At 68.7% G+C, this 20,399-nt stretch carries 18 protein-coding genes; 10 read left to right on the forward strand and 8 right to left on the reverse strand.

Annotation, left to right across the window (positions count from 1 at the left end; genetic code table 11):
• Window positions 1-62 precede the first annotated feature (62 nt).
• Window positions 63-1,049, forward strand: coding sequence for a 4-hydroxythreonine-4-phosphate dehydrogenase PdxA (pdxA, locus tag HZ321_RS08150; protein ID WP_181701799.1), 987 nt, complete (start codon window positions 63-65; stop codon window positions 1,047-1,049).
• Window positions 1,046-1,894 carry a 16S rRNA (adenine(1518)-N(6)/adenine(1519)-N(6))-dimethyltransferase RsmA gene (gene rsmA / locus HZ321_RS08155; RefSeq protein WP_181701800.1) on the forward strand — a complete coding sequence of 283 codons (849 nt, stop codon included), beginning with the start codon at window positions 1,046-1,048 and terminating at the stop codon, window positions 1,892-1,894. Before pdxA ends, rsmA begins: the two co-directional genes overlap by 4 nt.
• A 239-nt stretch (window positions 1,895-2,133) precedes the next feature.
• Here rsmA and HZ321_RS08160 read toward each other — a convergent pair whose 3' ends face one another.
• The 3 genes from HZ321_RS08160 to HZ321_RS08170 form a co-directional block, all read right to left on the reverse strand.
• Window positions 2,134-2,877: a DUF3011 domain-containing protein gene (locus HZ321_RS08160; RefSeq protein ID WP_181701801.1), complete on the reverse strand. Its 744-nt coding sequence runs from the start codon at window positions 2,875-2,877 to the stop codon at window positions 2,134-2,136.
• Between the two features lie 62 nt (window positions 2,878-2,939).
• A complete protein-coding gene (gmk, locus tag HZ321_RS08165; protein ID WP_181701802.1) occupies window positions 2,940-3,596 on the reverse strand; it encodes a guanylate kinase in 657 nt (218 codons plus the stop codon).
• Between the two features lie 21 nt (window positions 3,597-3,617).
• Entirely contained in the window at window positions 3,618-4,502 is an 885-nt protein-coding gene (locus tag HZ321_RS08170; RefSeq protein ID WP_181701803.1) for a YicC/YloC family endoribonuclease, read from the reverse strand.
• A 174-nt stretch (window positions 4,503-4,676) separates the two neighbouring features.
• On the opposite strand from HZ321_RS08170, the gene HZ321_RS08175 reads away from it, so the two are divergent.
• From HZ321_RS08175 to dprA, 4 genes are all read left to right on the forward strand, one after another.
• A complete protein-coding gene (locus HZ321_RS08175; protein WP_181701804.1) occupies window positions 4,677-5,645 on the forward strand; it encodes an aspartate carbamoyltransferase catalytic subunit in 969 nt (322 codons plus the stop codon).
• A complete protein-coding gene (locus HZ321_RS08180; protein ID WP_181701805.1) occupies window positions 5,642-6,958 on the forward strand; it encodes a dihydroorotase in 1,317 nt (438 codons plus the stop codon). Before HZ321_RS08175 ends, HZ321_RS08180 begins: the two co-directional genes overlap by 4 nt.
• Window positions 6,959-7,048: 90 nt before the next feature.
• Window positions 7,049-7,645 carry a glycerol-3-phosphate 1-O-acyltransferase PlsY gene (plsY, locus tag HZ321_RS08185; RefSeq protein WP_244635734.1) on the forward strand — a complete coding sequence of 199 codons (597 nt, stop codon included), beginning with the start codon at window positions 7,049-7,051 and terminating at the stop codon, window positions 7,643-7,645.
• A 35-nt stretch (window positions 7,646-7,680) separates the two neighbouring features.
• Window positions 7,681-8,775: a DNA-processing protein DprA gene (gene dprA, locus HZ321_RS08190; RefSeq protein ID WP_244635736.1), complete on the forward strand. Its 1,095-nt coding sequence runs from the start codon at window positions 7,681-7,683 to the stop codon at window positions 8,773-8,775.
• Between the two features lie 7 nt (window positions 8,776-8,782).
• Here dprA and HZ321_RS08195 read toward each other — a convergent pair whose 3' ends face one another.
• The gene (locus HZ321_RS08195) at window positions 8,783-8,986 is read right to left on the reverse strand and encodes a hypothetical protein (protein WP_181701808.1); all 204 of its coding nucleotides are present in this window, start codon (window positions 8,984-8,986) and stop codon (window positions 8,783-8,785) included.
• Between the two features lie 307 nt (window positions 8,987-9,293).
• Between HZ321_RS08195 and topA the strand changes: the two genes are divergently transcribed.
• From topA to rnr, 3 genes are all read left to right on the forward strand, one after another.
• Window positions 9,294-11,948 (forward strand): type I DNA topoisomerase, encoded by a 2,655-nt coding sequence (gene topA / locus HZ321_RS08200; RefSeq protein WP_181701809.1) that lies wholly within the window; start codon window positions 9,294-9,296, stop codon window positions 11,946-11,948.
• A 141-nt stretch (window positions 11,949-12,089) separates the two neighbouring features.
• A complete protein-coding gene (locus HZ321_RS08205) occupies window positions 12,090-12,905 on the forward strand; it encodes a GGDEF domain-containing protein (protein ID WP_181701810.1) in 816 nt (271 codons plus the stop codon).
• Between the two features lie 108 nt (window positions 12,906-13,013).
• Window positions 13,014-15,317 carry a ribonuclease R gene (gene rnr / locus HZ321_RS08210; RefSeq protein WP_244635738.1) on the forward strand — a complete coding sequence of 768 codons (2,304 nt, stop codon included), beginning with the start codon at window positions 13,014-13,016 and terminating at the stop codon, window positions 15,315-15,317.
• A gap of 19 nt (window positions 15,318-15,336) precedes the next feature.
• Here the strand turns inward: rnr and mltG are convergent, their stop codons facing one another.
• The 4 genes from mltG to fabG form a co-directional block, all read right to left on the reverse strand.
• Window positions 15,337-16,617, reverse strand: a complete 1,281-nt coding sequence (mltG, locus tag HZ321_RS08215; RefSeq protein WP_181701811.1) for an endolytic transglycosylase MltG — start codon at window positions 16,615-16,617, stop codon at window positions 15,337-15,339.
• Window positions 16,618-16,782: 165 nt separating this feature from the next.
• Window positions 16,783-18,048, reverse strand: coding sequence for a beta-ketoacyl-ACP synthase II (gene fabF / locus HZ321_RS08220; protein WP_181701812.1), 1,266 nt, complete (start codon window positions 18,046-18,048; stop codon window positions 16,783-16,785).
• Between the two features lie 177 nt (window positions 18,049-18,225).
• Window positions 18,226-18,465, reverse strand: a complete 240-nt coding sequence (locus HZ321_RS08225; protein WP_181701813.1) for an acyl carrier protein — start codon at window positions 18,463-18,465, stop codon at window positions 18,226-18,228.
• Between the two features lie 270 nt (window positions 18,466-18,735).
• Entirely contained in the window at window positions 18,736-19,473 is a 738-nt protein-coding gene (fabG, locus tag HZ321_RS08230; protein ID WP_181701814.1) for a 3-oxoacyl-[acyl-carrier-protein] reductase, read from the reverse strand.
• 254 nt (window positions 19,474-19,727) lie between these two features.
• Here fabG and HZ321_RS08235 point away from each other — a divergent pair, with 254 nt between their 5' ends.
• On the forward strand, window positions 19,728-20,378 hold the full coding sequence (locus HZ321_RS08235; RefSeq protein ID WP_181701815.1) for an HD domain-containing phosphohydrolase: 651 nt from the start codon (window positions 19,728-19,730) through the stop codon (window positions 20,376-20,378).
• The last annotated feature ends 21 nt before the right edge of the window (window positions 20,379-20,399 follow it).

Consider the following 20,399-nt stretch of genomic DNA (forward strand, 5'->3'; position numbering starts at 1 on the left):
TCCCCCCGCGGCACTCGGCCCGGGGGCCGCCCCAAAACCCGCCCCGCCCGCTTGTCATCACGATGGGCGAACCGGCCGGCATCGGCGTCGAGGTGGTCGGTCGCGCGTTCGAGCGTCGGCACGACGCGCAGCTTCCGCCGTTCTACCTCCTTGCCGATCCGGAGTTCGTGTTCTCCCGCCTCGCTCGGGCGCGGATCGGCGTTCCCGTGAAGACGGTGGAGCCCGAGGACGCCGCGGCGTGCTTCGGCGAGGCGCTGCCGGTGGTGGCGATCAACCGCCGGGTCTCCGACCGTCCGGGCCAACCGGACGGGCTGGACGCCGAGGCCGTGGTGGAGGCCATCGAGACGGCCGTCCACCATGTCGCGCTCGGCCAGGCGAGCGGCATGATCACCGCGCCGATCCAGAAGGCCACGCTCTATTCAGCCGGCTTCGCCTATCCCGGTCACACCGAGTTCCTCGGCGCACTCGCTGCGGACCGTTTCCCGGGTCTCGCCGTCGAGCCGGTGATGATGCTTGCCGGTCCGGACCTTTCCACCGTCCCCGTAACTGTCCACGTGCCGCTCGCCGCCGTGCCGAGACTGCTGACCGCCGAGCGGATCATCGCGGTCGGTCGCGTGGTGGCGGCCGATCTCGTCCGGCGCTTCGGGCTCCAGAACCCGCGGATCGCGGTCGCCGGCCTCAATCCGCACGCCGGCGAGGATGGCACGATGGGCCGGGAGGAGATCGAGGTGATCGGCCCGGCCATCGAGGCGCTCCGGGCCGAGGGGATCGCCGTCACCGGGCCGCATCCGGCGGACACGCTGTTCCACGCCCGGGCGCGCGCCGGCTACGACGTCGTGCTCGCCATGTATCACGACCAGGCCCTGATCCCGGTGAAGACGATCGCCTTCGACGAGACCGTCAACGTCACGCTCGGCCTGCCGTTCGTGCGCACCTCGCCGGACCACGGCACCGCCGTCGACATCGCCGGCAAGGGCATCGCCGTCGCCGACAGCATGGTTGCGGCCATCCTTCTCGCCGACCGGATGGTCCGCGCGGATCGCCGATGAACCAGATCGACGGCCTGCCGCCCCTTCGGGACGTCATCGAGCGGCATGGCCTTTCCGCGCTGAAGAGCCTCGGCCAGAACTTCCTCCTCGACCTCAACCTCACCTCGCGGATCGCACGGTCGGCCGGTTCGCTGGAGGGGCACACCGTCGTCGAAATCGGGCCGGGACCGGGCGGGTTGACGCGGGCGCTGCTGGCCAACGGCGCCGCGAAGGTGATCGCCGTGGAACGCGACCGCCGCGCGATCGCCGCGCTGGCGGAAATCCAGGCGCACTATCCCGGACGGCTCGAGGTGATCGAGGGGGACGCGCTCGCCATCGACACCGCCGCGCTCGGCGAGCAGCCGCTGCGGATCGTCGCCAACCTGCCCTACAACATTGCCACGCCGCTGCTGATCGGCTGGCTTTCCCCTGCCACGTGGCCCCCGCGCTGGTCGTCGATGTCCTTGATGTTCCAGAAGGAAGTCGCCGACCGGATCACCGCGACCGAAGAAGACGACGCCTATGGCCGGCTCGGCGTGCTGGTCGGTTGGCGCTGCCGGGCGACGCAGATGTTCGACATCTCGCCGAAGGCCTTCGTACCGCCGCCGAAGGTCACGTCCACCGTGGTGCACTTCGAGCCGCGGCAAGAGCCCCTGCCCTGCCGCCTCGCCACACTGGAAGCGGTTACGGCTGCCGCCTTCGGACAGCGGCGCAAGATGCTCCGGCAGAGCCTGAAGCCGCTCGGCTTTGATCCGGCGGCGCTCTGCGCAGCCGCCGACCTCGATCCCACGGTCCGCGCCGAAACCGTTCCCGTCGCGGGGTTCGTCCGGCTTGCCAACGCCCTGGACGCGCTGCGGGGTCAGTGACGCCGCGGCGCGGCCAAAGCTCCATCGAGCAGAACCGACCTTCTCCGATCGGTGTCGGTCCATGCCCCGAGCGCGACGCCGCAGTCGGCCAAAATCGGGGAGCCCGAAGGGTTTGTCAGGTTCATCCGCCCGGGTTTGTCGCTGTTCTTGCTCGACCGGACGGTCGAGCTGCGAACAGCTCCTGCCCGGATCGGCGAACCTGGCAAACGCAGAGGGGTCAGGACTTTGTGAGGTCGGTATCAGTTGGTGCCGAAACGGGTGACCTGATCGCCGCTGGTGCGGCAGGTGTAGCGGACGCGCCGATCGCCGGGCCGGAACCGGGCGACGATCTCGCCACTGACGCGGTAGCTGCGCCGGTCGATCCGGTCGACGTCGACTACCGTGTTGCTGCGGATCCGGGTCGCGCCGCGCTGCTTCATGTCGTAGGCCGCGTAGGCCTTGCAGAGCTTGGCGGCGTCGACCGAGGGTCGGTCTCCGGGCACGCGGTCGTTCTTGTCGATCAGCGCCGCGGCAGCGCCCACGATGGCCAGCAGCGCCAGCAGGCCGAGGGTGTCGTCGCCTGAGAATTCGGAGCCCGGCCGGTACTCCTCGTCCGGATACGGCGGGCGGTACTCCTCGTCGGGATACTGCGGGCGATAGTCCTCGTCCGGATAGGGCGGGCGGAAGCCGTACTCCGGGTCGGGGCGTGGCGGCCGGTAGCCGCCGATCTCGACGGCGAACACGCCGCGGCAGCCCCTGTCGACCCAGATCCGATCGTCGGTCACACCCCAGGAGACGCGATAGCGGCACGGCGCATCGCTGACCTGGCGGATCAGTTCGACGCTGCGGATACCCGGCACGTAGCAGGTGTTGTACCGGCTGTCGCGCGAGGCGCAGCTGACTTCACGGGTCTCGGCGACCGCCGGAACGGCGCCGAGCGGCACCGAGGCCAGCGCCACGGAAGCGGCGACCAGCCACGAAACGGGTTTGCAAGCCAACGGCATCTCGAGCTCCCCACCAAGGTGGAGCCATCCTAGGCCTGAGCTCGGCCGTTTTCAAAGCCAGACTAGTCCAGGAGGCGGGTGACGAAGGTGTCGACGCCGGCAGCGATGCGCTCGCGCTTCTTGCGCTCGGCACGCAGGATCGCCTGGAGGTCGGCGAAGGCGCCCTGCAGGTCGTCGTTGACGACGATGTAGTCGAAGTTCGGCCACTGCAGGATCTCGGTGCGGGCGTTCTTCAGCCGTTTCTCGATCACCTCGGGCGCGTCCTCGGCGCGCCGCATCAGCCGCGCCTTCAACTCGGCCATGGTCGGCGGGAGGATGAAGATGGAAACCACGTCCTCGGGCATCTTGTCGCGCAACTGGGCGGCGCCCTGCCAGTCGATGTCGAACAGCACGTCGCGGCCGCCGGCGAGCGCCCGCTCCACCGGGGGGCGGGGCGTGGCGTAGAGGTTGCCGTGCACCTCCGCCCATTCCAGCAGTTCGCCGGCCTCGCGCATGCCGTGGAAGCGCGTCTTGTCGATGAAATGGTAGTGGACGCCGTCGACCTCGCTGGTGCGGCGGTCGCGGGTGGTCACCGAGACGGACATGGTGATGTCGCGGTCGGTGTCGAGCAGCAGGCGCGAGAGCGTGCCCTTGCCGGCGCCGGAGGGCGACGAGATGACGAGCATGACGCCACGCCGCGCCATCGTCACCCGGTTGATGGACCCTTCGGAAGCGCTCATGGCAGGATCGACCTCCTGGGCTCACTCGACATTCTGGACCTGCTCCTTGAACTGATCGACCACCGCTTTCAGCGACAGGCCGATCCGGGTCAGCTCCGTGTCGTTCGACTTTGAGCAGAGAGTGTTGGATTCCCGGTTAAATTCCTGGGCAAGAAAATCCAGCCGTCGGCCGACCGCAACCTCCGTCGCCATCAGCTCGCGCGCCTGGGCGATGTGCGCCTTCAGGCGGTCGAGCTCCTCCTTGACGTCGGCCTTGGTGGCGATCAGCGCCGCTTCCTGGTGCAGCCGGACGACGTCGAGGTCCTCGCGGACGAGCAACAGCGCCAACTGCTCCTCGAGGCGGGCGCGGATCGCTTCGGGCGTGCGGGCCGGCAGTGCCTCCGCGGCGTCGACCAGCCGCTCAATCTCGTCGACCTGGGCGGCGAGGATGCGGGACAGCGCGGCGCCCTCGGCCCTGCGGGCGGCGACGAAGTCCTCCAGCACGGCATCGAAGGCCTTGGCGAGCGCCGTCTCCAGCGCCTTCTGTCGCGTCTCGTCGGCGACGGCATCGACCGCTTCGACGACACCCTTGACGGCGAGCAGCCCGTCGATCGAGGCAGGCTGCAGGCCCGGCGTTTCGGCGTAGCGGCGGGCGGTCTCCACCAGGAGGTCGAGAAGCTGGTGGTTGACGTGGAAACCCTGCTCGGCGGTCTCGCGCGATAGGGTCAGGTTGGCGGTCACCGAGCCGCGACCGAGTCGCTCGCCGGCGCGGGCCCGCGCCTTCATCTCCACGGCGTCGAAGCCGGGCGGCACGCGGAAGCGCAGGTCGAGGCCGCGGCCGTTGACGGAGCGGATCTCCCAGGCGAAGCGATGGCCTTCGGCGGAGCCGTCGCGCCGGGCGAACCCGGTCATGCTGGTCAGGGCCATGGGCGCTCGATCCTGGTCTGGGGGCAGGCCTGCGGGCCCGGGCGATCCATGTGCCACAGGGGCCGGGGGCGCACAACCCTGACCGGAGCGGCGGGCCCGGCGGAGCGAAAATCCGGGGGAACGGCCCCCGCGCGCCCTTGTCCCGCCGGGCTTTCCGCCGTATCAGCGGGGCTCATGACCACCACCGTCAACCCCTACGGCTTCCGCCGCCCGCACCTGCTCGGGATCGAGGGGCTTTCCAAGCCGGAAATCGTCGATCTGCTCGACCGCGCCGAGGCCAACGTCGCGGTCAGCCGGCAGGCCAACAAGAAGCGCGACGGCCTTCGCGGCCGCACGCAGATCAACCTCTTCTTCGAGGCCTCGACGCGGACGCAGTCGTCCTTCGAGCTCGCCGGCAAGCGGCTCGGCGCCGACGTCATGAACATGTCCGTCGCCTCGTCCTCGGTGAAGAAGGGCGAGACGCTGATCGACACCGCCGTCACGCTCAACGCGATGAACCCGGACGTGATCGTGGTGCGCCACCACGCCTCCGGCGCCGTCGCGCTGCTGGCGCAGAAGGTCGATTGCTCGGTGATCAACGCCGGCGACGGGGCGCACGAGCACCCGACGCAGGCGCTGCTCGACGCGCTCACCATCCGCCGGCACAAGGGGCGGATCGAGCGGCTGACGGTCGCCATCTGCGGTGACATCCTGCACAGCCGCGTGGCGCGGTCCAACATCCTGCTGTTGACGGCGCTCGACGCCCGGGTGCGGTTGGTCGGGCCGACGACGCTGATCCCGCAGGCGTTCCGCGACATGGGCCTGGAGGTCACCACCTCCATGAAGGACGGCCTGAAGGACGCCGACATCGTCATGATGCTGCGCCTGCAGCGCGAGCGGATGAACGGGTCGCTGGTACCGTCCGTAAGGGAGTACTTCCGCTACTACGGACTCGACGCGGAGAAGCTCGCCTACGCCCGGCCCGACGCGCTGGTGATGCATCCCGGCCCGATGAACCGCGGCGTGGAGATCGACCCGGCGGTCGCGGATGGTCCGCAGAGCCTGATCCGCGAGCAGGTGGAGATGGGCGTTGCGGTGCGCATAGCGGTCCTGGAGGCCGTCACCGGCAACCGCAACGCATCGGCCGTGGAGTCCGCGCCATGAACCCCACGCGACGCACCGCCGACGAGCGCCCGCTCGTCCTCGACCGCGCCCGCGTGGTGGATCCCTCGCGCGGTCTCGACGCGCTCGGCGCGGTGATCGTCACCGGCGGGGTGATCCGCGCGGCGGGTCCGGAGGCGCTCAACCAGGGACGTCCGGACGGCGCCGAGGTGATCGACTGCAGCGGCCTCGTCGTCGCGCCCGGGCTCGTCGACATGCGCGTCTTCGTCGGCGAACCCGGCTACGATCACCGCGAGACCTTCGCGTCGGCGAGCCGGGCCGCCGCTTCGGGCGGTGTGACGACCATCGTCACCATGCCGGACACCAACCCGCTGATCGACGAGCCGGCGCTGGTCGACTACGTGCTCCGCCGCGCCCGCGATACGGCCGTGGTGCGCGTGCACCCGATGGCAGCGCTCACCAAGGGCCAGGCCGGCGCGGAGATGACCGAGTTCGGCCTCCTCAAGGAAGCCGGCGCGATCGGCTTCACCTCCGGCCGCTCGGTGGTCACCAACGCCATGGTGCTGCGCCGGGCGCTCACCTATGCGCGCGACTTCGACGGCCTCGTCTGCCACCTGCCGCTCGATCCGGACCTTGCCGGCAGCGGCGTGATGAACGAGGGCGACACCTCCGTCCGGCTCGGCCTCACCGGCATCCCGGCCGAAGCGGAGAGCGTGATGCTCGCGCGCGATCTCCGGCTCGCCCGGCTGGCCGGCGGGCGCTACCACGCCTCGGCGGTGTCCACGGCGGAAGCGGCGAGCCTGATGGCGTGGGCCAAGGACCAGGGCATCCAGGCGACCTCTGCCGTGCCGATCACCCACCTCACGCTCAACGAGATCGACGTCGGCGCCTACCGCACCTTCTTCAAGATGTCGCCGCCGCTGCGCCGGGAGGACGACCGGCTCGCCCTCGTCAAGGCGCTCGCCGACGGCGCGATCGACGTGATCGTCTCCAACCACGATCCGCAGGACGTGGAGACCAAGCGCCAGCCCTTCGCGGAAGCCGCCGACGGCGCGATCGCGGTGGAGACGCTGCTTTCCGCCGGGCTCAGGCTGGTGCACGCCGGCGACCTCCCGCTGCTGCGGCTCTTCGAGGCCACGGCCACCCGCCCGGCCCGCCTCGTCGGGCTCGACGCCGGAACGCTTTCGCCGGGCGCGCCGGCCGACATCGTGGTGTTCGACCCCGAGGAGCCCTGGGTGCTCAGCGAAGCCGACGTCGTTTCCCGCTCCAAGAACACGCCCTATGAGGGGGCGCGGTTCAGCGGCCGGGTGCGGCGCACGCTGGTCGGCGGACGCACGGTGTACGTGGGGTCATGACGATGGATGCAATCCCGCTCAGATGACGCGGCAACGCCATGCTGCTACGTTTTGCGTCATCGGGCTGAACTTGGAACGGATCACGCCGCCTTGTCCCAGTGGCTCCCGCTCATCGCCGCCGTCACCCTGGGCTACCTCCTGGGGTCGATCCCGTTCGGCCTGATCCTTACGCGCTGGGCCGGGCTCGGCGACGTCCGGTCGATCGGTTCCGGCAACATCGGCGCGACCAACGTGCTGCGCACCGGTCGCAAGGGGCTCGCCGCCGCGACGCTGCTCGGCGATGCGCTGAAGGGCACCGCGGCGGTGCTTCTGGCGGGCGCCCTCATCGGCCCCGACTATGCCGTCGCCGCCGGTCTCGGCGCCTTCCTCGGCCATCTCTTCCCGGTCTGGCTGGGCTTCAAGGGCGGCAAGGGCGTCGCCACCTACATCGGCATCCTGCTCGGGCTCTACCCGCTCGGCGTGCTGGTGTTCGCAGCGGTCTGGATCGGCATGGCCTTCGTGTTCCGCTACTCCTCGCTCGCCGCTCTCACCGCCACGGCGGTGATGCCGCCGGCGCTCTGGCTGTTCGGCCGGCCGGACCTTGGGGTGCTCTTCCTCATCCTCTCGGCGCTGGTCTGGGCCAAGCACCACGGCAACATCCGCAAGCTCCTTTCCGGCACCGAGAGCAAGATCGGCAAGAAGACATGAACGGACCATCGGCATCCGGCGGAGTGCGGTTGTCGATGGACCAGAAGATATCCTGGCTGCGCCTGATCCGTGCGGAAAATGTCGGGCCGGCCACCTTCCGGGCGATGGTCAACCACTACGGATCGGCGGCCGACGCGCTGGAGGCCCTGCCCCAGTTCGCCCGGCGGGGCGGCGCACGCCCGCCCCGCATTCCGACCGTTGAGGAAGCCGAGGCCGAACTCGCCCTGACGGAGCGCGCCGGCGCGACGCTGGTCGCGCTCGGCGAGCCCGCCTACCCGCCCCGGCTGAGGGAGATCGCCGCAGCGCCGCCCCTCGTCACCGTGCGCGGCAACCTCGACATCCTCACGCGGCCTATGGTGGCGATCGTGGGATCGCGCAACGCGTCGATCGCCGGCTCCAAGATCGCAGAGCGGATCGCGCGGGGGCTTGGCGAACAGGGCTACGTGGTGGTGTCGGGACTTGCGCGCGGCATCGACGCCGCAGCCCATCGGGCATCGCTCGCCAGCGGCACCGTCGCCGTTATCGCGGGCGGCATCGACCACGTCTATCCGGAGGAGCACGGCCCGCTCAGCGCCGCGATCTCCGGCGGGGGCGGCGCCGTGCTCACGGAGATGCCGTTCGGCTGGATCCCGCGGGCGCAGGACTTTCCGCGCCGGAACCGGCTCGTCTCCGGCCTCGCGCTCGGCGTCGTGGTGGTCGAGGCCGCCTCCCGGTCCGGCACGTTGCATACGGCGCGCTTCGCCCTGGAGCAGAACCGCGAAGTGTTCGCCGTGCCGGGCTCGCCGCTCGACGCCCGGGCCGACGGGACGAACGACCTGATCCGGCGCGGCGCGACGCTGGTGCGCCACGCCGACGACGTGGTCGAGGTGCTCGATCCGCTGATCCGGACGCTGCCGTTTCCCAAAACCGAGGCCAACGATCCGACCCATGATGATCGACCACCGCAGATGGTCGACGCGGGTGCAGTCCGCACGGTGCTTGCCGCGCTCGGCCCGGTCCCCACGGCGATCGACGACATCGTGCTCCACACCGGACTGCAGGCCCGGGTGGTTGCAGCCGTCGTGCTCGACCTGGAGCTTGAAGGACGGATCGAGCGGCATGGCGGCCAGCTCATTTCGTTGATCAGCTGAGCGGCCGTCAGTTCCTCTGGCGGGGCGCGCGCATGCCGATGGCCGACGGTTGGATGCCCACGCTTGCGGAGGTTCGAGCGTTCTCCGCTTCCTCCCGCGCCATCTCCAGGAGGTAGCTGAGCAACTTGTGGCCGCCGACTTCGGCCATGCGCGCCAGCTCCTGGCACATCCTCTCGATGTACTCCAGGCGCTCACGTTGCGCGTCGGTCACAGGCACCTTTTCCCCGCCCATCGGTCGCCCCGTCCCCATTCGTTGGCAGCTTCACCAGCAATAATTGAACTTTGAGGATAGCTCCACTGCTCTGCCTAAACTTCAGGTTGATTTATGTCGCTATAGGTGTCAACGGGCATTGTTACATCTTTTTAGTGTACCTCGGTCGCGAGTGGCCAAAAGACGGGCATGACTTGACCCGCGGCCCCGATCTCTCCATAGGGGGTTGGACGCCGACGAAGAGGCCTTCGTCTGCTCTCCTGCGCTTGCGGCCGATCCGCCTTTTCCGAACGAGTGACCAGACCCGATGAATGTCGTGATCGTGGAATCGCCTGCCAAGGCGAAGACCATCAACAAATACCTCGGTGGCGACTACACGGTCCTGGCGTCCTACGGCCACGTGCGCGACCTCCCCGCCAAGGACGGCTCCGTCGACCCGGAAGCCGACTTCAAGATGCTCTGGGAGGTGGACTCCAAGTCCGCCAAGCGCCTGAACGATATTGCCGCTGCAGTGAAGACCGCCGATCGCCTGATCCTGGCAACCGACCCGGATCGCGAGGGCGAGGCCATCTCCTGGCATGTGCTGGAAGTGCTCAACGCCAAGCGCGTGCTGAAGGGCAAGCCGGTGCAGCGGGTGGTGTTCAATGCCATCACCAAGCAGGCGGTGCTGGAGGCGATGGCCAAGCCGCGCGACATCGACGAGCCGCTCGTGTCGGCCTACCTGGCTCGCCGCGCGCTCGACTATCTCGTGGGCTTCACGCTGTCGCCGGTGCTCTGGCGCAAGCTGCCGGGCGCCCGCTCGGCCGGCCGTGTCCAGTCGGTGGCGCTGCGGCTGGTCTGCGACCGCGAGAACGAGATCGAGATCTTCAAGCCGCAGGAATACTGGACGCTGATCGCCCGGCTGGCGACGCCAGCCAACGAAGAGTTCGAGGCGCGGCTGTCGGAGTGGGATGGCAAGAAGACCGGCCGTCTCGACGTCAAGGACGAGGCGAGCGCCACGGCCATCCGCACCTTCATGGAAAAGGCGACCTATTCCGTCTCGTCCGTTGAATCGCGGCCGCAGAAGCGCAATCCCTATCCGCCGTTCACCACCTCCACGCTGCAGATGGAGGCCTCGCGCAAGCTCGGCTTTTCCGCGCAGCGAACCATGCAGGTCGCCCAGCGGCTCTACGAGGGCGTCGATGTCGGCGGGGAGACCGTCGGTCTGATCACCTACATGCGCACCGACGGCGTGCAGATCGCACCGGAGGCGATCACCGCCACCCGCGCGGTCATCGCCAAGGAATACGGCGACCGCTACCTGCCGAAGTCACCGCGCCTCTACTCCACCAAGGCGAAGAACGCCCAGGAGGCCCACGAGGCTATCCGCCCGACCGATCTGTCGCGGCTGCCGAAGGCGGTGTCGCGCTTCCTCGACGACGAGCAGGCCCGGCTCTACGACCTGATCTGGAAGCGCACGGTGGCGAGCCAGATGGAGAGCGCCGACTTCGAGCGCACCACGGTCGACATCGCGGCGGCCTTCGAGAGCCGCTCGGCGGGTCTGCGGGCCACCGGCCAGGTGCTGAAGTTCGACGGCTTCCTCACCCTCTACACCGAATCCAAGGACGACGAGGACGACGAGGAGGGCGGCCGCCTGCCGCGGATGGCGAGCGGCGATCCCTTGAAGCGGGTCGACAAGCCCGGCCATCCGGCGATCACCTCGACGCAGCACTTCACCGAGCCGCCGCCGCGCTACACGGAAGCGACGCTGGTGAAGAAGATGGAGGAGCTCGGCATCGGGCGTCCGTCCACCTATGCCGCCACGCTCGCCACCCTGCGCGACCGCGAATACGTGAACGTCGACAAGAAGCGGCTGGTCCCGTCCGACAAGGGCCGGCTCGTCACCGCTTTCCTGGAGAGCTTCTTCGAGCGCTGGGTCGAGTACGACTTCACCGCCAGCCTGGAGGAGGAGCTCGACAAGGTCTCGGCCGGCGAAGCGGACTGGCGCGAGGTGCTCAGGCGTTTCTGGAAGAGCTTCTCGGCGCATGTGGCCGAGGTGAAGGACCTGCGCGTGTCCGAGGTGCTGGACGCGCTCAACGAGGAGTTGGCCACCCATGTCTTCCCGGAGCGGGCGGACGGGGCGGATCCGCGCACCTGCCCGACCTGCGGCACCGGCCGGCTTTCGCTGAAGCTCGGCAAGTTCGGCGCCTTCATCGGCTGCTCCAACTATCCGGAATGCCGCTACACCCGCCAGCTCGGCAACGGCAACGGCGAGGAGCAGGCGGCCGAAGGCCTCGGCGGGGACGGCGTGAAGCTGCTCGGCACCGATCCGAAGAGTGGCCTGGAGGTCACCCTGCGGGTCGGACGGTTCGGGCCCTACGTCCAGCTCGGCGAAGGCGATAAGCCCAAGCGCGCGTCGCTGCCGAAAGGCTGGTCCGCCGAAGCGATGGACCTGGAGAAGGCGCTGCGGCTCCTGGAGCTGCCGCGCGCCGTCGGCGTGCATCCGGAAACCGGCAAGCCGATCGAGTCCAACATCGGCCGCTACGGCCCCTACGTCTCGCACGACGGCGTCTACGCCAACCTCGATTCCGTCGAGGAGGTGTTCTCGGTCGGTCTCAACCGCGCCGTTGCCGTGCTTGCGGAGAAGAAGGACAAGGGCGCCCGGGCCAGAGCCACGCCGGCGGCCCTGAAGAGCCTCGGGGAGCATCCGGAGGGTGGCGGCGAGATCACCGTGCGCGACGGCCGCTACGGGCCCTACGTCGCCTGGGGCAAGGTCTACGCCACCTTGCCGAAGGGATCGGACCCGCAGGCCGTCACCGTCGAGCAGGCGATCGCACTGATCACGGAAAAGAGCGGCAAGGCACCGACGAAGGGTCGCGGAGCCGCATCGAAGTCCGCCGCCGCCGCTTCCGCACCGGGCGCCTCAAAGTCCAAGAAGAAAACCACGAAAACAACGACCTCGAAGAAGAAGGAAGGCGCCTGAATCGCGCTGTAGCTGGGCGGTTCGGGCCGGTGCGCCTGCGGCAGACACGGACGGCCGCGGGTCTGGGCCAAAGCAGTGTCGCGTTTCCGTATTCTTCACACCGATGTAGGACATTTTGGCAGTTCCAGAGAGTGGCTGCCGATGAAGCCGTTGCCGTTGAGATTCGCCGACCGGCTGAAGTTGCCGACGAATCGGTCCGGAGAAGTGCGCAGGGCCGTCGTGCTCTTCGTCCTCATCGAGGCAACTTTGGTAGGAGGCATTCTCACCGCGATCTTCGCGGTCGTCGAACCCTCGCCGCTCGTCTTCAGCGTGATCGGTATAGGTTTGACGATCCTGGTTGCGCTACCGGTTAATCTCCAGAGTTGCAAAGCCTGGATGAAGCTGTTGGATGCCAATCAGCAGTTGACCTGGACCAGCATCACGGACCCGTTGACGCAACTCCCCAACCGCAGGGCCTACTCTGACCGCATGACGGAGGTCGGTACCGATGACCTGGTCCTGGCCTTGGTGGATGTCGACCGGTTCAAGCGGATCAACGACGACTTCGGCCATGCCACCGGCGACGAAATCCTCGTCGAAGTCTCCCATCTCCTGTCGTTTGCGATGGAGGGATCGGGAACCGTCTACAGAATGGGCGGCGACGAATTCGCCATCGTGGGCGACGCGATCTCCAGCGAGCATATGCACGACATCCTCGATGCGACGCGAGAAACGGTGGCGAAGCTCACGTTCCACGCCGGATCCAGGCCGGTTCGCATCACGATCTCCGGGGGAATCTCCCATCGACGCCCGGGTCAGTCGTTGGATGATCTCTACCGAGCGGCCGACGCCGCCCTCTACGGCGCAAAACTCGCCGGCCGCAACAACATCTGGGACGACGCCCCGCAGGGGACGGGAGTTCCACCCCTGACGGTCGGCGACGACTTGGAATGGCGCCCCGCCAACCGGAGCGGCTGATGGTCAGTGCACGGAACAATTCCCCCGGGACTGCGCTTCGCGGAAGCGACTCCCGCGCTGGAACCGGATAAGGTCGCGGCCACCGATTGTGCCGACGGATGGATTGCATTGGCCCGCAAACTGCGCCCCGAAACCGACGCCCTGCCCTTTCCGACCCGTGAAGCCGTCCTTCGCTACATCACGGAGCATCCCGCACGCGCCACGAAACGCGACATCGCCCGCGCTTTCGACGTGAAGGGTGAGCATCGGGTGATGCTGAAGGCGCTGTTGCGGGAACTCGAGCAGGAAGGGCTGATCGAGCGTCGGGCGAAACGCCTGTCGGAGCCGGGCGCGCTGCCGCCGGTGCTCGTCTGCGAAGTCGTCTCGCGCGATGCGGAGGGCGACTTCTTCGCCGAGCCGGTCACCTGGGACGAGGAGCGTGGCAGCCCGCCGCGGCTGCTCGTCATCGCCAAGCGTGGCCGCCGCGGCGAAGGCGACGTCCAGCCGGGCATCGGCGACCGGCTGCTCGGCCGCGTCACCGACCTGCCGCACGGCTACGAGGCGGTGGCGCGGGCCGCCGTCCGGCCGATCAAGCTCCTGGAGCGCAAGCCGTCGGGCATCATGGGCGTGTTCCGCGCCACAGCCGGCGGCGGCGGGCGGATCGTGCCGATCTCCAAGAAGCAGCTGCAGGAGTTCGTCGTCGACGCCGCCCACACCGGCGGGGCGGAGGACGGCGACCTCGTCGCCCTCGACGTCCACCGCAGCGGACGCTACGGCCTGCCGCAGGCCAAGGTGCGCGAGCGGATCGGCAGCCTGAAGTCGGAGAAGGCGGTCTCCATGATCGCCATCCACGCCAACGAGATCCCCTACATCTTCCCCGAGGCGGTGATCGCGGAGGCGGAAGCCGCCGAGCCGGTCAGGATGGACGGCAAGCGCGAGGACTGGCGCGACCTGCCGCTCGTCACCATCGATCCGCCCGACGCCAAGGACCACGACGACGCCGTCCACGCGGTGCCCGACGAGGACCCCGCCAACCCGGGCGGCGTGATCGCCACCGTGGCGATCGCCGACGTGGCGCACTACATCCGGCCGGGCTCGGCGCTCGACAAGGAGGCGCTGAAGCGCGGCAACTCGGTCTACTTCCCGGACCGCGTCATCCCGATGCTGCCGGAGCGGATCTCCAACGACCTCTGCTCGCTCAAGGAGGCCGTCGACCGGCCCGCCCTGGCGGTGCGGATGGTGTTCGACGCGCACGGCCACAAGAGGCGCCACACCTTCCACCGCATCATGATGCGCTCGGTCGCCAAGCTGTCCTACCAGCAGGCGCAGGCCGCGGTGGACGGCCGTCCCGACGACAAGACGCGACCGATCCTCGACAGCATCCTGAAGCCGCTGTTCGCCGGCTACCAGGTGCTCCTGAAGGGCCGCAACGCCCGCGAGCCGCTGGAACTCGACCTGCCCGAGCGCAAGATCGTCCTGAAGCCCGACGGCACGGTCGACCGGGTCGTGGTGCCAGAGCGGCTGGAGGCGCACAAGCTGATCGAGGAGTTCATGATCCAGGCCAACGTGGCCGCCGCGGAAACGCTGGAAGCCAAGCGGTCGCCGCTCGTCTACCGGATCCACGACCAGCCCTCGATGTCCAAGCTGGAGGCGCTGCGCGAATTCCTGGCCTCGCTGGACCTCAAGATCGCCAAGCAGGGCAACCTGACGCCGGAGGTGTTCAACCGGATCCTTGCCCGGGTGGAGGACGCGCCCAACGCCCACCTCGTCAACGAGGTGGTGCTGCGCTCGCAGAGCCAGGCGGAGTACTCGCCCTTCAACATCGGGCATTTCGGCCTCAACCTCAGGCGCTACGCCCACTTCACCTCGCCGATCCGGCGCTACGCCGACCTGATCGTCCACCGCGCCCTGGTCGGCGCGCTGAAGCTCGGCGACGACGGTCTGCCGAACGGCATCGAGGACCGGCTGGAGCGGATCGCCGCCGACATCTCCGGCGCCGAGCGCCGGGCCATGCAGGCCGAGCGGGAGACCATCGACCGGCTGATCGCGGAGTGGCTGTCGGACCGGATCGGCGCGGTGTTCCGGGCGCGCATCGGTGGCGTCACCAAGGCCGGGCTGTTCGTCAAGCTGGCCGACACCGGTGCGGACGGCTTCGTTCCGGCCTCCACGCTCGGCGCCGACTTCTACGCCTACGACGAGGCCCGCCACGCGCTCGTCGGCAACCGCACCGGCGAAACCTTCCAGCTCGGCGACACGGTCGAGGTCAAGCTGGTGGAGGTCGCGCCGCTGGCAGGGGCGCTCCGCTTCGAAATCGTCAGCGAGGGCCGACAGGGCAAGCCGCTCAACCGCTCTCGCCACGGCCGCATGGCCCCGCCCGGCCGCCGCGACGGCGAGCAACGCCGTCCGAAGGGGATCAAGACGAAACGTCGATGATGCTCGGCAGCCCGGGCCGTCAGCCTGCCGGTTTCGGCGGCGGCAGCACGGGCGTCTCCGGGTCGCGCGGAGGATCCCCGTCGCGCAGGTCGCTCGCGTCGGCCGCTGCCGGCGCCTCGGCCTGTTCCCCGCTTTCCGCGTCGATCGCGTCCGGCGCGCGCTGGTCCACCTCGCCCGCCGCCGCGCGGGTCCGCTCGATCTCGCGCCATTTGGCGACGTTGCGGTTGTGATCCTTCAGCGTGGCGGCGAACACGTGGCCGCCGGTGCCGTCGGCCACGAAGTAGAGCTCGTCGGTGCTCGACGGTGTCGCCACCGCCTCCAGGGCCGCGCGGCCCGGATTGGCGATCGGCCCCGGCGGCAGTCCGGCGATGCGGTAGGTGTTGTAGGCGTTCTCCGCGTCGATGTCCGAGCGGCGGATCGGGCGGCCCAGCGTGCCTTGCCCGCCGACGATGCCGTAGATGATGGTCGGATCCGACTGCAGCCGCATGCCCTGGCGCAGGCGGTTGACGAACACCGCCGCGACGCGAGGCCGTTCGTCGGCGCGTCCGGTCTCCTTCTCCACGATGGAGGCGAGTGTCACCAGTTCGCGCGGCGATTTGACGGGAAGGTCGGCGCGGCGGCTTTCCCACACGGCCGCGAGGGTCTTCTCGTGCGCCGCCGCCATCTGGTCGAGGATCTGCTTGCGCGTGGTTCCGCGGCTGAAGCTGTAGGTTTCCGGCAGCAGCGTGCCTTCTTCCGGTATCGCGTCGATCTCGCCGGACAGCACGGTGTTGGCCTTGAGGCGTTCGACGATCTGGCGGGAGGTGAGGCCCTCGGGGAAGGTGACCTGGTAGAGGATGGCCTTGCCGGCCACCAGCAGGTCCATCACCTCGCGCATGCTAACGCCGGCCGGGAAGGCGTACTCGCCGGCTTTCAGCTTCTGGTTCTGGCGATAGGCGTAGACGCCGCCGAGGAAGACCTGGCGTTCGGCGATCACGCCCTCGCGCTCAAGGGTGTCGGCGATGGCGTTGAGGCCGCTTCCGCTGGCGATCACCACGTTCTTCTGTTCGGTGAGCGGGCCGCGAGCGTCGAACTCCTGCTTGCCCCAGTAGAGCACCGCGCCGCCGCCGATCACGACAACCATCAGCACGGTGATCAGCGCATTGAGCGCCACCACCAGCGGGTTGCGGACGGACTGGGAGCGCGGCGGCGGCGGAGGCGTCTCCGGCGTCAGCGCCTCGCGCGGGCTCTTCGGATTGATCCGCTTGGCGCCGTCGGTTTCGGCACGGTCCGTCGGCGGTATCGGCGAACTGTCGTTCATGGTCCGTCCGGTTGCGATCGATGTCGTCGGTCCGTTGCCCGGCGGAAACGGAGGCGTCGAATCGCGACGCCTTCATCCGGTCGACGCCGCGGGCCGGGACGATAGCACAAGCCACCCGACCAATATGGCGAAAGAGCGGACCGCCGCCGGCCCGCCCCCTCTTCGTCAGCCCTCGAAGGCGCGGAACACCACGGAGGCGTTGGTGCCACCGAAGCCGAAGGAGTTGGAAAGCGCGACGCGCACCTTCTTCTCCTTGGCCTTGTTCGGCACCAGGTCGATCTTGCTGTCCACCGAAGGGTTGTCCAGGTTGATCGTCGGCGGCAGGATGCCGTCCCGGATCGCCAGAGTGGAGAAGATCGCCTCAATCGCGCCGGCAGCACCCAGCAGATGGCCGGTCATCGACTTGGTGGAGGACATGGAGATGCGGCTTGCCGCATCGCCCACCAACCGGTGAACGGCGCCGAGTTCGATCTCGTCGCCCAGCGGCGTCGACGTGCCGTGGGCGTTGACGTAGTCGATCTCGTCAGGCGAAACGCCAGCCCGCTTCAGCGCCATTTGCATGCACCGATAGGCCCCGTCACCGTCCTCGGACGGTGCGGTGATGTGGTAGGCGTCGCCGGACAGGCCATAGCCGATCACCTCGGCGTAGATCTTGGCGCCGCGGCGCTTGGCGTGCTCCAGTTCCTCCAGCACCACGATACCGGCGCCCTCGCCCATCACGAAGCCGTCGCGGTCCTTGTCGTAGGGACGCGAACCGGCCGTGGGGTTGTCGTTGAAGCCGGTGGAGAGCGCGCGGCAGGCGGCGAAGCCTGCCACGGAAATGCGGCAGACCGGGCTCTCTGTGCCGCCGGCGACCATCACATCGGCGTCGTCGAGGGCGATCAGGCGCGCGGCGTCGCCGATCGCGTGGGCGCCGGTCGAGCAGGCCGTCACCACGGAGTGGTTGGGGCCCTTCAGGCCGTACTTGATGGAGACGTGGCCGGAGGCGAGGTTGATCAGCCGGCCAGGGATGAAGAAGGGCGAGACGCGGCGCGGACCCTTGTCGCGCAGCGTGTAGCCGGCTTCCACAATGCCGGCGATGCCGCCGATGCCGGAGCCGATCAGGACGCCGGAGCGGATCTGGTCCTCGTAGTCGGTCGGCTTCCAGCCGCTGTCCTCGACAGCCTGGGTCGCGGCGGCGACGGCGTAGACGATGAAGTCGTCGACCTTGCGCTGCTCCTTGGGCTCCATCCAGTCGTCGGGATTGTAGGTCCCGTTGGTGCCGTCGCCCTTCGGAATCATGCAGGCGATCTGGCAAGGCAGATCGTCCACTTCGAAGGTGTCGATGCGGCGGGCGCCGCTCTGGCCGGCGAGAAGCCGCTGCCAGGTTTCCTCGACGCCGCTGGCCAGCGGAGTGACCATGCCAAGGCCGGTGATGACGACGCGTCTCATACGCGGAACGCCTCCTCAAGAGGGGATCGATGAAGCCGGGCGCGTCTCACGCGCTGCTTGCCCTTGAAAGCAGCGCGGGGGCAGACGCGAGACCCGGCGGGTGCCATTGGCCGCGCGCGCCCCCGACGCACGAGTACAGGTGGTGTCGGCGCGGCGGAACCGCCACGCCGAACCGGATCAGGCGCTGGTCGCCTTTTCCAGGAAACGGACCGCGTCGCCGACCGTGAGGATCGTCTCCGCCGCGTCATCCGGGATCTCGACGCCGAACTCTTCTTCGAAGGCCATCACGAGTTCGACGGTGTCGAGCGAGTCGGCGCCCAGGTCCTCGATGAACGAGGCCTCGATGGTCACCTTGTCGGCGTCCACGCCGAGGTGCTCGATCACGATCTTCTTCACGCGGTCAGCGATGTCGCTCATGTCAGGAAATCCTCACAGTTCTCAGATCTTTGGATGAGGGGTTCGATTTCGGCTCAAGCGGTGGATCTTGCGGACGGATCCGATCCGGTCCTGCGACCCGATCCGAGAAGCGACCCGGAACCACGCGCGTGTGTTGCTCGATCTCGCGGATTTGCCGGTTTTCCCCGATTAGATCGGCGGCTTGGTACCATACTTCCGCCGCCTTGACCAGCGCCGCCCCAGTCCCCGCGGGGCGGCTCCACTTTTCCCGGACGAGCCGGAAAACGCGTCTCATATCATGGCGATACCGCCGTTCACGTGGAGTGTGTGTCCACTGACGTAGCCGGCTTCGCGGCTGGCGAGGTAGACGCAGGCGGCGGCGATGTCACCCGGGGCGCCGAAGCGGCCCATCGGCACCTGTCCGATCGCCGCTTCCCGCTGCTTCTCGTTGAGGGCGTCGGTCATCGGCGTCTCGATGAAGCCGGGCGCCACGCAGTTGGCGGTGATGCCGCGCGAGGCGACCTCCAGGGCGAGCGCCTTGGTCATACCGATCATGCCGGCCTTGGCCGCGGCATAGTTGGCCTGCCCGGGGTTGCCGGTGACGCCGACCACCGAAGTGATACCGATGATGCGGCCGAAGCGGCGCTTCATCATGCCCTTCACCGCGGCGCGCGATAGGCGGAAGCCGGAGGTGAGGTTCACCTCGATCACCTGGTCCCAGTCGTCATCCTTCATGCGGATGAAGAGACCGTCGCGGGTGATGCCGGCGTTGTTGACGAGGATGTCGAGCTGACCGGTGGTGCTCTCCACCTTGGCCACCAGCGCGTCCGCCTCGGCGCGATCGGACAGGTTCGCGGCCATCACGTGGACGCGGTCGCCCAGTTCGCTCGCCAGCGCCTCGAGCGCCGAAGCGCGGGTGCCGGAGAGCACCACGGTCGCGCCGCTGGCGTGCAGACCCTTGGCGATGCTGCCGCCGATGCCGCCGGAAGCGCCGGTCACCAGTGCGGTCAGGCCCGATAGATCGAACATGGGCGTCGTCCCTTTCCATCATGGGATGCCCGCCCGGAAGGCGGGGCTTGCAGCCGGCTGCGCTGTGACCACGTTGGCGGGCCGGTGTCAAGCCGGAAGCAGTTCGAGGAGGAATCCGCCATCGAAAAAGCAACAAGGGCGCTTGCGCGTTCCCGGCGCCTCGCGTTGGATAGCTTTCGCGTTGCTTGCGTCGGCGTCGCGCCGGTGTTCGGGGGGAGAATTTGCCAGCGGCCGGGAGAAGTTCGACGGGACTGGTGGCGGCCGCCGAGCAGCTGCTGGTTGCCGTTGCAGCCGGGCGGGTGGAGGCGGTCGCCGAGCGGGATGCCTATGCCGACCTGTTCGCCTTCCACGCCGGACTGCCGCTCTGTCTGACGCTACGGAGCCTGCACGGCGATCCGCGGGCCCTCGCCCGTCATTCCGCCGGGGTGGCGGTGACCGCGATGGCTCTGGTGACGCGGACCCGCCTGTCCGGGCGCGTGTCCGCGCGCCAGGTGTTCGAGGGAGCCCTCTTCCATGACATCGGCAAGCTGGAGATCCCGGACGCGATCCTTTCCAAGCCGTCGCCGCTGACGGACGCCGAGAGCGACCGGATGCGGGATCATGTCACCATAGGACACCGCATCCTGTTGCGGTGCCCCGGCATCGCGCCGGAGGTCGCCGAGGTCGCGCTTCGCCATCACGAGTATATCGACGGCTCCGGCTATCCCGATGGCATCGGCGGGGACAGTCTCTCCCCGCTGGTCCGGCTGGTCACCGTCGCGGATATCTTCACCGCCCTGACCGAGCCGCGGGCCTATCGCGAGGCGCAATCGGGCGCCGACGCGGTGCTCGCGCTGCGGTCGATGGGGGGCAAGGTCGACCCGTCCCTGGTCGACGCGCTCGCCGCGATCGTCGAGGCTACGTAGCCGCTTTCGTTTCGAGAAAAA

Source organism: Chthonobacter albigriseus (assembly GCF_013839445.1).
Lineage (GTDB): Bacteria > Pseudomonadota > Alphaproteobacteria > Rhizobiales > Pleomorphomonadaceae > Chthonobacter > Chthonobacter albigriseus.

Bases quoted from the DNA above. Each gene is read 5' to 3' on its own strand.
- HZ321_RS08180 (WP_181701805.1), top strand. From the start codon at position 5,642: ATGAACCCCACGCGACGCACCGCCGACGAGCGCCCGCTCGTCCTCGAC.
- fabF (WP_181701812.1), bottom strand. From the start codon at position 18,048: ATGAGACGCGTCGTCATCACCGGCCTTGGCATGGTCACTCCGCTGGCC.
- HZ321_RS08205 (WP_181701810.1), top strand. From the start codon at position 12,090: ATGAAGCCGTTGCCGTTGAGATTCGCCGACCGGCTGAAGTTGCCGACG.
- HZ321_RS08225 (WP_181701813.1), bottom strand. From the start codon at position 18,465: ATGAGCGACATCGCTGACCGCGTGAAGAAGATCGTGATCGAGCACCTC.
- rsmA (WP_181701800.1), top strand. From the start codon at position 1,046: ATGAACCAGATCGACGGCCTGCCGCCCCTTCGGGACGTCATCGAGCGG.
- HZ321_RS08160 (WP_181701801.1), bottom strand. From the start codon at position 2,877: ATGCCGTTGGCTTGCAAACCCGTTTCGTGGCTGGTCGCCGCTTCCGTG.
- HZ321_RS08175 (WP_181701804.1), top strand. From the start codon at position 4,677: ATGACCACCACCGTCAACCCCTACGGCTTCCGCCGCCCGCACCTGCTC.
- mltG (WP_181701811.1), bottom strand. From the start codon at position 16,617: ATGAACGACAGTTCGCCGATACCGCCGACGGACCGTGCCGAAACCGAC.
- topA (WP_181701809.1), top strand. From the start codon at position 9,294: ATGAATGTCGTGATCGTGGAATCGCCTGCCAAGGCGAAGACCATCAAC.
- HZ321_RS08170 (WP_181701803.1), bottom strand. From the start codon at position 4,502: ATGGCCCTGACCAGCATGACCGGGTTCGCCCGGCGCGACGGCTCCGCC.
- fabG (WP_181701814.1), bottom strand. From the start codon at position 19,473: ATGTTCGATCTATCGGGCCTGACCGCACTGGTGACCGGCGCTTCCGGC.
- gmk (WP_181701802.1), bottom strand. From the start codon at position 3,596: ATGAGCGCTTCCGAAGGGTCCATCAACCGGGTGACGATGGCGCGGCGT.
- pdxA (WP_181701799.1), top strand. From the start codon at position 63: ATGGGCGAACCGGCCGGCATCGGCGTCGAGGTGGTCGGTCGCGCGTTC.
- dprA (WP_244635736.1), top strand. From the start codon at position 7,681: ATGGACCAGAAGATATCCTGGCTGCGCCTGATCCGTGCGGAAAATGTC.